Source organism: Shewanella sp. SR43-4 (assembly GCF_014163845.1).
Taxonomy (GTDB): Bacteria; Pseudomonadota; Gammaproteobacteria; order Enterobacterales; family Shewanellaceae; genus Shewanella; species Shewanella vesiculosa.
The window spans coordinates 28,571-39,402 of sequence record NZ_JACJEB010000020.1 but is presented as its reverse complement, the minus strand read 5'-3'; the positions used below and the strand labels follow the sequence as shown (position 1 = coordinate 39,402).

Sequence of the window (10,832 nt, the reverse complement as noted above, 5' to 3'; positions counted from 1 at the left end):
ACGGGGCTGGAGACAAAATATTATCCTAAGGTAAACTGATTAATCATTGCTCGGCTGATAGCTTGCATAGGTCGATTGAAATCTCACTATTGCGGTATTTTATGGCCATGCTTATTATCTCGTTACTCATAAGGTGCGTTTATGCGTGGTTAAGTTGTTAGTCTATAGCGCATATTGCATTATTTGTTTGCGAGCAGATGGTTGATGGCACGTCACAGTGAGATGGTCAATATCAGTACTTTTTAATCGCTACGAGATACTATCACCTCTGCATAAGGTAGTGTTGACTCACTCGTGACCGATTACTGACTTGGGGAGCCGCTTATGGAAAGAGGGACTTACCATCTGGCTTTTTTGGATGTCGTTTATCGACATTGCAGCTGGATAGGTTAACCGCTAAATGGTTCGGTTGACTCTTACTGATTGATTGCTCTAGCTGATTCACGCACAAATAGCTCTGGTGTAAACGAGCTTTCAACTAAGACGGCTTTATCGTTATACACTTGTTGTAATACCCAGAGGGCTGCCATTTTACCCATTTCGTGAATAGGGTTGTTAACGGTCGATAATTTCGGTGAGATGTACTGTGGAAATGGAATATTATCGTAACCAATAAATGAAATATCATCGGGTACGCGGATTCCGTGTTCTAAACACACTGCAATTGCCCCAGAGGCCATTTGATCATTCGCACACACGACTGCTGTAATGGTTTTATTCATCGACAGTAAATGCTCCATCGCTTCACAACCGCCAGCTTCTTTAAAGTCACTTTCAATGCAAAGGGTGTCATCAAAATCGATATTGTATTGTTGCAATGCTCGTTTATGTCCTTTTAGACGATCTCGTACGTCGAGCTTAAACAATGGCCCTGAAATGTAAGCGATGTCTTTATGACCAAGTGATAATATGTGCTCGGTAGCCATGAAACCGCCTTGCTCATTTTCAAGATAAACACAACGTTCCTTGATAGCGTCGATATAGCGGTTAATAAATACCACTGGTGTTGGGCCTTTACTCAATTCAATCAAGTAATCGTCTGATACCGCCTCAATGTCCAAAATAAGAGCATCACAACCGCGACTCATCAAAAACTCAACCCCTTCTTTTTCTTGCTTCTCGTCGCTATGACCAGCAGCAATAATCACGTGCTTGTTAGCTGTTCGAAGGGCAGTTTCGATTTCTGTCATCATGGGACCATAAAAAGGACCGTCAAGCTGAGACACTAAAACCCCAACACTGTTGGAGCAATTTGAGGCTAATGATTGGGCAATAGTATTAGGGCGATAGCCTAAAGAGGCCATCGCATCGAGAACCTTTTGTTTGGTTTTATCGCTGACTTTGGTGTTGTTATTCATCACTCTAGACACGGTTGCTAGAGACACACCAGCCATTACGGATACATCGTAAATTGTTGCCATATAATTAGTTTTTAAAAGCCGTCTTGGAGCACATGGCTCCAAGACTATCATGCTTTTATTTTACTTCTCTATTTAATTCTAAGTGTATTTGGTCCACTTTTTCATTGTCCAAGGTGTACCAACGCATAACAAAGGCCACTACCAATGAACCGATAGCAGGGTATACAGTGAATGAAAGTAATATTCCTTGTTGAGTCTGTTCAGTTTGGATGATATCTGGCTGATAACCATAACCAGCTAGTAACCAACCAGCTGCCGCACCACCAATAGCAACCCCAAGTTTGATAAAGAATATGACCGATGAGTAAATCATTCCGGTAATGCGTACACCGTTTTTATGTTGACCATAGTCGACCACATCAGCCATTTTTGCCCAAAGCAGTGGTGTAGCCATATTGAAAGTAAAACCCCATATGATAAACATCCCAAAGGCCAGTATCACTTGATCGCTTGGCACAAAGTAGCTTACGACACACATGGCCGCCGCCAGCAGTTGCAAGGTAATATAGGCTTTTACTTTACAAAAACGTTTTGCTAAAGGTTGAGCTAAAATACAACCGAATATATTACCAACCATGCCAAGAGTGATGAAAAGGGTAATAGAATCAGGCATGTTTAAGAAATATTTTACATAGTAAATCGCTAAGCTGGTACGCAATACCATGCCTGATAATAGACACACTGCTGCAATGGCCAATACTCGCCACTGATCATTTTTTAACATGTCGGTGAAGTCTTTTTTAAAGCTTGTTTGTTGGTCTATAGGTGGATGTAGACGCTCTTTGGTGCCCCAAAAGCAGGCTAAAAACATCGCAACACCCAAAATGCTCATCGCGGCAATCGTCAGTTGATAGCCTTTAGCCTGATCGCCTTTACCTAAAAACTCCACCAAAGGTAAGGTTAGGCCTGACACCAATAATCCGCCCAGCATCGCAAACACAAAACGGTATGATTGCACTGACACGCGTTCTTTAGGATCCGCCGTTAATACCCCGCCTAATGCACAATAAGGAATATTAATCGCGGTATACACCATCATCAATGCGGTATAGGTGACGAAGGCATAAATCATTTTACCGTCTTCAGACAAATCTGGCGTAGTAAAGGCTAATACGCTGATAAAGCCAAAGGGAAGGGCAAACCATAATAGATAAGGTCTAAACTTACCCCAACGAGTGTTGGTTCTGTCTGCTAGCGCGCCCATTAGTGGGTCGGTTATCGCATCAATTAAGCGAACAGCTAAAAACATTGTGCCCACAAATGCAGGCGAAATACCGAAAATGTCGGTATAGAAAAAAGTTAGAAATAGCATCACGGTTTGAAACACAATATTACTGGCGGTGTCCCCAAGTCCGTAAGCTATTTTTTCTCTAGTGCTAATCATACATGCCTCAATTATTGTTGTTATTGCTTAAAATGATGCAACTATTTGAATAGAATAAAGCCGTTTATATAACGGCTTTATTCTGGTTAACATATTATGTTCTTGCGTTAATAAAGTCTCTATACGCGTATGCACTGGCTTTTAAGGTACGTTCTTGGCTTGCATAATCAACATAGACAATACCGAAGCGTTTTAAATAACCTTCTGCCCACTCAAAGTTATCCATCAAACTCCAAGCAAAATAACCCACAACATTAACACCTTGTTCAATGGCACTATTTACCGCATTTAAGTGAGCGTTATAGTATTCGAGTCTGTCTTGGTCATCCACTTTACCGTTTAACAATTTATCATCCATTGCCGCACCGTTTTCGGTAATGTAGATCGGTGGTAAAGGATAAAGTGCATCTAAAGAGGTTAATAAATCACTAAAGGCTTGTGGGTAAATTTCCCATCCCATATCTGTTTTAGGTTTGCCGACCATGTCTACTTGGCTAAAGCCATTAACTGGGTCGGCTTTATAGACTGCACGGGTATAAAAGTTGATGCCTAGAAAGTCGATAGGTTGAGCAATAATATCAAAGTCGCCAGCTTCAATAACCGGCACATCTTCTGCGGCAAAGTCATTGATAATGTCTGGGTAGCAGCGGTCAAACAAGGGTTTTATGTACCACTGATTGAAATATTGGTCGGCATTACTTGCGGCGTCAATATCTGCGGCAGAATCAGTGGCGCTATAGCAAGGCGTAAAGTTAAGCACGATACCATTTTGGCTGTTAGGGCTGTTTTTTTGCAGCACTTTCATGGCTAAACCATGAGCCAATAATAAGTGGTGTGCAGATTGACGGCCATAAGCTTTTTTCGCTAATCCAGGAGCATGAATGCCAATTTCATAACCTAAGTATGAACTGCAAAAAGGTTCGTTGAATGTGGCGTATGAGTAAACTCTGTCACCGAATGCTTGGGTTATTTTGTCGGCATAGTCAGCAAATAAATAGGCTGTTTCGCGATTTAACCAACCACCATTATCTTCAATATGTTGTGGTAAATCCCAATGGTACAAGGTCACAAAGGTTTTAATGCCACGACGGTTTAGTTCATCGAGTAAGTCGGTATAAAACTGCACACCTTGTGGATTCAGGCTGCCATCTTTGTGCATAACGCGAGGCCATGAGATCGATAAACGGTAGGCGTCGACACCTAGCGATTCTATTAGATCGACATCTTCACGCCATAACTTAACGTGTTCGCATGCTTGCGAGCCATCAGACCCATCACGAATTTTGCCAGGCGTCGCACAAAATGTGTCCCAAATACAGGGCAGGCGAGTTGCCACAGCACCTTCAATTTGAAATGAAGCTGTCGCCACACCAAAGGTGAACGCTTTTGAATGCATTTTTGAATCGGCTGGTAACATAATTTTCATATTTTAATTCACTTAGTATTGATTAATTTTGTCTTTTTTTATTACTAACTTATTAGCTTAAAACACACTGATAAAAGGCCTAGTGTCGCATTGTCCTAACCGTAAATATTATGCTCTCGCGTTTAAAAACCGTTGACATCAGTTATCGATATGTTAAAAATGAAAGCGCTTACATTGAGATTAGTGATTAATTATCCAAAGGTCAATAATTGATTTGGTTAAATATTGAATCCTCATCTGCTTGCACAAGTGTGGGAATAGCGATATGGAAAATGCCTAGCGTTTACGGGGAGTTAACTCTTAGGTAATGACAAAGAGCATCCAGTTCACTGGCGTTATGTACTGCAACCCAAGATAACTATTAACAACAATAAGGGAATGTCATGACGACTTCGCAGCTTCAACTCGAATCGACTCCGGTTAATTCAACTCATCAGCAAGGAAACTTTCGCTTTGCGTTAGTGGCGTTAACATCATTATTTTTTATGTGGGGTTTTTTAACCTGTTTAAATGATATTTTAATCCCTTATCTAAAAAACATGTTCGACCTTAATTACACTCAAGCGATGCTGGTGCAATTTTGCTTTTTTGGTGCGTATTTTGTTGTGTCGATCCCTGCCGGTGCGCTAGTCGGTAAAATTGGTTATCAAAAAGGCATTATTACCGGACTGGTTATTGCCTGTATTGGATGTTTATTATTTTATCCGTCAGCAAGTTATGCTTCTTATAATATGTTTTTGTTTGCCTTTTTTGTATTGGCATCAGGCATTACTATTTTACAAGTATCTGCCAACCCTTATGTCAGTGTTTTAGGCCCTGCAGAAACCGCATCGTCTCGCTTAACCTTAACCCAAGCATTTAATTCATTAGGTACAACAGTTGCGCCATTTTTTGGCAGTTGGTTAATTTTATCAACGGTTGAGCATGATGAGAGCATCACTGAGGTAGGTGAAGTCATTGGCCGATTATCAGTAGAGCAACAAGCCAGTGCCGTTCAAACCCCTTACTTAATTTTAGCCTTATCATTGTTTGCATTGGCATTGATTTTTATGATGTTAAAACTACCGCTATTGGGCAAAAAAGATGCGGCATCGACCACCTCTGCAACGGGAAGTGCTTGGCAGTATCCGCATTTGGTGATGGGCGCAGTAGGGATTTTTGTATACGTCGGTGCAGAGGTTGGTATTGGCAGTTTTCTGATTAGCTTTTTAACTCAAGATCATATTGGTGGCGTGTCTGAATCGCAGGCAGCCCATTATATTGCTTATTACTTTGGTGGCGCTATGGTCGGCCGTTTTATTGGCGCCGCTGTGATGCAGAAAATTAATGCAGGTAAGGTGTTAGCGTTTAACGCACTGTGCGCATGTATTTTAGTGGCTGCAGCCATGATGAGCGTTGGCACGGTAGCCATGTGGGCCTTGTTGTTTGTCGGTCTGTGTAATTCAATTATGTTCCCAACGATTTTTAGTTTGGCACTACAAGATTTAAAACAACACACTAGCCAAGGCTCAGGTATTTTGTGTTTAGCCATTGTTGGCGGTGCGATTTTGCCCTTATTTCAGGGCATGCTAGCTGACATCATGGGGATTCAATTAGCCTTTATTGTCCCCTTGCTATGTTACTGTTTTATCGGGTACTACGGTTTAATTGGCTGCAATGCAAAACGTCCAGTATCAACAGACAATGCGTAAGGGAAATACAATGAAACTGACTCAAATACAGCGTACAACGAGATTAAAAATGCCGATGAAAACCTCTGTAATCACTTTGGGGCTTTTTCTTGGCGTCAGCGGGTGTGGTGATAATAAAAGTACTCAGCAACAAACGACAGAAGCCGCTGTAACTTCGGAGCAAACGGCATCAACAATATGGCCTGCATTACCCCCAGCTATCGCTAAAGATGAAGCATTAGAGGCCAAGATAGATGCCTTAGTTGCCAAGATGACGCTAGAGCAAAAAATTGCCCAAATGATCCAGCCAGAAATTCGCGATATTACGGTTGAAGATATGCGTAAATACGGTTTTGGTTCTTATCTCAATGGCGGCGGTGCTTATCCTAACAACGACAAGCATGCCACGCCTGCAGATTGGGTTGCCTTAGCGGAATCATTTTATCAAGCATCTGTCGATGACAGTATCGATGGGATTAATATTCCTACCATGTGGGGCACAGATGCGGTACACGGTCATAACAATGTTATTGGCGCGACCTTATTTCCGCATAACATTGGTTTAGGCGCTGCCAACAACCCAAAATTGATTGAAAAAATAGCCGCCATTACGGCTCAAGAAGTTATGGTGACTGGGATTGATTGGGTATTTGCTCCTACCGTTGCCGTGGTGCGAGATGACCGTTGGGGCAGAACCTATGAAGGGTATTCTGAAGATCCACGGATAGTAAAAGAGTATGCTTATGCCATTGTTGAAGGTTTGCAAGGTTCTGTCAGCGGTGACTTTTTATCAGACCAACACGTTATTTCAACGGTAAAACACTTTATCGGTGATGGTGGAACTGAAAACGGAATCGATCAGGGCGAAAACCTTGCTAGCGAACAAGATTTATATGACATTCATGCCCAAGGCTATGTCGGCGGACTTAATGCTGGGGCACAAAGTGTTATGGCCTCATTTAATAGTTGGCATGGGGAAAAAAATCATGGCAATCAATACCTATTAACCGATGTACTTAAAGATAGATTAGGCTTTGATGGCTTTGTGGTCGGCGATTGGAATGGTCACGGACAAGTCGCTGGTTGTACTAATGAGTCTTGTGCCAAGTCAGTTAATGCTGGATTAGATATTTTTATGGTACCGACTGATGCATGGAAACCATTGTATGAAAATACTATCGCCCAAGTTAAAAATGGTGAGATCAGCCAAGCGCGTATAGACGATGCGGTTAGCCGTATTTTACGAGTAAAATTTCGTGCCGGCTTGTTTGATAAACCTAGCCCAGCCAATCGTCCGTTATCAGGTAAAACTGAGTTAATCGGCCAAGCGAGTCATCGTGAGGTTGCTCGCGAAGCGGTGCGTGAGTCATTAGTGTTGCTTAAAAATAATCAATCGATATTGCCGCTTAAGCCTAATATGAAGGTGCTTGTTGCCGGCGATGCAGCAGATAATATTGGTAAACAATCAGGTGGTTGGTCAATTACTTGGCAAGGTACTGACAATAAAAATAGCGACTTTCCTGGTGCAACCTCGATTTACTCAGGTATCGAGCAGGTCGTCACCCAAGGTGGCGGCAAGACAACCTTAAGCGTAACCGGTGACTTTAACCCTGAACAACAACCTGATGTTGCTATTGTTGTGTTTGGCGAAGAACCTTATGCCGAGGGCAATGGTGATATTGATAACCTTGAATATCAGCGCGGCGATAAGCATGATTTAGCTTTATTGAAAAAACTTAAAGCGCAAGGTATCCCAGTTATATCAGTATTTATCAGCGGCCGCCCTATGTGGGTTAATGCTGAATTTAACCAGTCAGATGCATTTGTTGCAGCTTGGCTTCCTGGCACCGAAGGCCAGGGCATTGCAGATGTATTATTTACTAAGCCAGATGGAACGGTTGCATATGATTTTGTGGGTAAATTGTCATTCTCATGGCCAGCCACACCACAACAAACTCAGGTCAATGTGCCATTAGCGCAAGATAAACGTGCGCAAGCACAAGCTGACTATCAACCACTGATCCCTTACGGATATGGATTAACCTATCAGTCTGTTGCAACCGATGCGATAAGCTTAGATGCGTTATCAGAAGATAATTTAGCCGCCAGTCAAACACTCGAAGACTTAGCCCTATTTGAACGTGCAGTGAAATCTCCTTGGTCAATGTACATAGCAACAGATAATGAACAGCAAGCCTTGACCAGCAGCGTGGCGAGCAACAGTGCGCTTAATATCCGCACCATGGATCGCACCGTGCAAGAAGATGCCCGCTTGGTGTCGTTTAATGGCACCGAGCAAGGTACCGTCGGCTTAATAAGTAGTTTTCCACGTGACTTAAGAGCTTACAGTAATAGTGATTCAGCATTGTCTCTTAGTATCAAAGTTGAACAATCACTGTCAAAACCTCTGTGGCTAGGTCTTGCATGTCAAGGTGATTGTCGCCAACAAGTGGATATTGCCAAGCTGGTGAATACTAAATTAGCTGAATGGCAAAACGTAAGTATTTCCCTAGCTTGTTTTGCTGGAGAACCGATGGACTTTGGTAAAATTGCCATGCCGTTTTATCTTAGTACTGACGCTAAAGTCGATATTAGTTTTAGTGATGTCGTCATTAAAGCGACTGCAAACGACAATACTATCCAATGTAACTAGAACCCTAATCCAGCTCTACCTCATTTAGGTCGAGCTGGATTTAGTTTGATTCTGTGCAGGGCGTCAGTCGATAATCGTCGGCCGTTTGACTGCAATCACGCAGATTTGAGCGGTCTCATAGACTGCTGAATACGAATGCAAAAACGCACTGTTTGCTTTGAGCAAAGCGGCGCTTAGCTTAGTATCGAGCAGCCTTTGAGGTATTGCAGCTATCTTGTGTCCCCGCGGTAGTCTTTTTTGGTCAGTTTTTTGAGTCGATTTTGAATCAAGTGCAATCAAAAAGTTATCAATCTATGATGTTAACAATGGCATAATAACGTATCGATAGTGTATTGATCGCTAAAGCGATATGAATTTGATAAGGAATTGATTTGTCTAATATTGTATTTTCTAAAGCAGACTTACAACAGATAGTGCTCCTCGCCAAGCAAGCCGGCGAAGCAATTATGCAAGTTTATGCGCAAACTGATTTACAGATTGAAGTGAAACAAGATGATAGCCCAGTTACTGCAGCCGATATTGCCAGTCACAATGTGATCATCGCTGGGCTTAAGCAGCATTTTGCTGATATTGCTGTCATGAGCGAAGAAGACGCTGATATTAGTTGGGCTGAACGCCAGACTTGGCAAACCTATTGGTTGATCGATCCACTCGATGGTACTAAAGAATTTATTAAACGTAATGGTGAATTTACGGTTAATATTGCGCTGATCCATCAGGGACAAGCTATCGCAGGCGTGGTGTATGCGCCCGTATTAGACAAATGTTATAGCGGTATTGTTGGCCAAGGTGCATGGCTAGAGCACAACGGATCGACATCAATATTAGATATTCGTCAGCGGCCATTACAGACACCTCCTGTTGTCGTTGGCAGTCGTTCTCATATTAGCCCTGATGTCGCCGCCTATTTACAGACCATTGGCGAACATCAAATGCTTAGCGTTGGTAGCTCATTAAAGTTTTGTATGGTGGCCGAAGGTCAAGCCGATGTGTACCCAAGATTAGGCCTCACCAGTGAATGGGATACTGCAGCAGCACAAGCTGTATTGGAAAGTGCTGGTGGTAAAGTGGTTGAGTATCCAGCACTCACAGCGCTGCAATATAACCAGAAAGAAAATATTTTAAATCCGTATTTTATTGCCGCGTCCTTGGCGTGGTTTGAACGTAAATAATTGTATTTTAGAGCAATTTGCGTTAATCGAACATTGAATCTAATTAATAATAAGTAAATGGAGTAATAAGTTATGATGCGTATGGGCGTCGATCTCGGTGGTACCAAAATAGAATTAGTGGCGTTGGCCGATGATGGCGCTGAGATATTTAGAAAGCGCATTCCTACTCCAAGAGACTATCCAGCGACATTAGCGGCGATTGTGGGCTTAGTCGCCGATGCTGAAACCGCAACAGGCCAAACTGGTTCTGTGGGTGTTGGTATTCCTGGTGTTGTGTCACCGTTTACTGGTTTGGTTAAAAACTCTAATTCAACCTGGATTAACGGCCATCCGCTTGATAAAGATTTAAGCGAAGTGTTGCACCGTGAAGTGCGTGTAGCCAATGATGCCAATTGTTTTGCCGTATCTGAAGCCGTCGATGGTGCCGCTGCCGGAAAAGGTGTTGTTTTTGGCGGTATCATTGGTACAGGTTGTGGTGCTGGTATCGCTATTAATGGTCGTGTGCATGGCGGTGGTAATGGGATTGGCGGTGAATGGGGCCATAATCCTCTTCCGTGGATGACGGCTGATGAGTTTAATTCAACTAGTTGTTTTTGTGGTAATCGTGACTGTATCGAGACCTTTATATCGGGTACTGGCTTTGTACGTGATTTTCGTGAAGCAGGCGGCGATGCAATCAGTGGTATCCACATTTCTGAGATGATGCAACAAGGCGATCCGTTGGCTACCGCAGCATTTGAGCGTTATATTGATCGATTAGCGCGCTCACTTGCGCACGTGATCAATATGATGGATCCAGACATGATTGTATTAGGTGGCGGTGTATCAAATATTGATGCTATCTACACTGAATTACCAAAAGTGTTACCCAAATACGTTGTCGGTCGCGAATGCGGCACTCAAGTGGTTAAAAACAAGTTTGGTGCATCTTCTGGCGTTCGCGGTGCGGCCTGGCTTTGGGGCAAAGACGAAAAGTAGGCTTAACTTGTATGCTGAACAGTTGTTCAGGATAGATATTTGTGAGAATGAAGCCAAAGGTCATCTCGATTCACTTGGCTGAGCGTTCATCTGGCAATATGGTTAATTCATCAAACGGCACTTTAATA

General features: G+C 42.7%; 7 protein-coding genes. 4 read left to right on the top strand and 3 right to left on the bottom strand.

Annotated features, from left to right (window positions below):
- Nucleotides 1–416: 416 nt before the first annotated feature.
- The 3 genes from H5123_RS18195 to H5123_RS18185 form a co-directional block, all read right to left on the bottom strand.
- On the bottom strand, nucleotides 417–1,421 hold the full coding sequence (locus tag H5123_RS18195; protein ID WP_124016237.1) for a LacI family DNA-binding transcriptional regulator: 1,005 nt from the start codon (nucleotides 1,419–1,421) through the stop codon (nucleotides 417–419).
- A gap of 55 nt (nucleotides 1,422–1,476) precedes the next feature.
- A complete protein-coding gene (locus tag H5123_RS18190) occupies nucleotides 1,477–2,805 on the bottom strand; it encodes a glycoside-pentoside-hexuronide (GPH):cation symporter (RefSeq protein ID WP_182698871.1) in 1,329 nt (442 codons plus the stop codon).
- Nucleotides 2,806–2,899: 94 nt separating this feature from the next.
- The gene (locus tag H5123_RS18185; RefSeq protein WP_182698870.1) at nucleotides 2,900–4,231 is read right to left on the bottom strand and encodes a GH1 family beta-glucosidase; all 1,332 of its coding nucleotides are present in this window, start codon (nucleotides 4,229–4,231) and stop codon (nucleotides 2,900–2,902) included.
- Nucleotides 4,232–4,614: 383 nt separating this feature from the next.
- On the opposite strand from H5123_RS18185, the gene H5123_RS18180 reads away from it, so the two are divergent.
- From H5123_RS18180 to mak, 4 genes are all read left to right on the top strand, one after another.
- Nucleotides 4,615–5,922, top strand: a complete 1,308-nt coding sequence (locus H5123_RS18180) for a sugar MFS transporter (protein ID WP_182698869.1) — start codon at nucleotides 4,615–4,617, stop codon at nucleotides 5,920–5,922.
- 10 nt (nucleotides 5,923–5,932) lie between these two features.
- Nucleotides 5,933–8,554 (top strand): exo 1,3/1,4-beta-D-glucan glucohydrolase, encoded by a 2,622-nt coding sequence (locus tag H5123_RS18175; RefSeq protein ID WP_182698868.1) that lies wholly within the window; start codon nucleotides 5,933–5,935, stop codon nucleotides 8,552–8,554.
- A gap of 371 nt (nucleotides 8,555–8,925) precedes the next feature.
- Nucleotides 8,926–9,726: a 3'(2'),5'-bisphosphate nucleotidase CysQ gene (cysQ, locus tag H5123_RS18170; protein WP_182698867.1), complete on the top strand. Its 801-nt coding sequence runs from the start codon at nucleotides 8,926–8,928 to the stop codon at nucleotides 9,724–9,726.
- Nucleotides 9,727–9,798: 72 nt separating this feature from the next.
- Complete coding sequence (gene mak / locus H5123_RS18165) at nucleotides 9,799–10,704, top strand: fructokinase (RefSeq protein WP_182698866.1); 906 nt, start codon at nucleotides 9,799–9,801, stop codon at nucleotides 10,702–10,704.
- The last annotated feature ends 128 nt before the right edge of the window (nucleotides 10,705–10,832 follow it).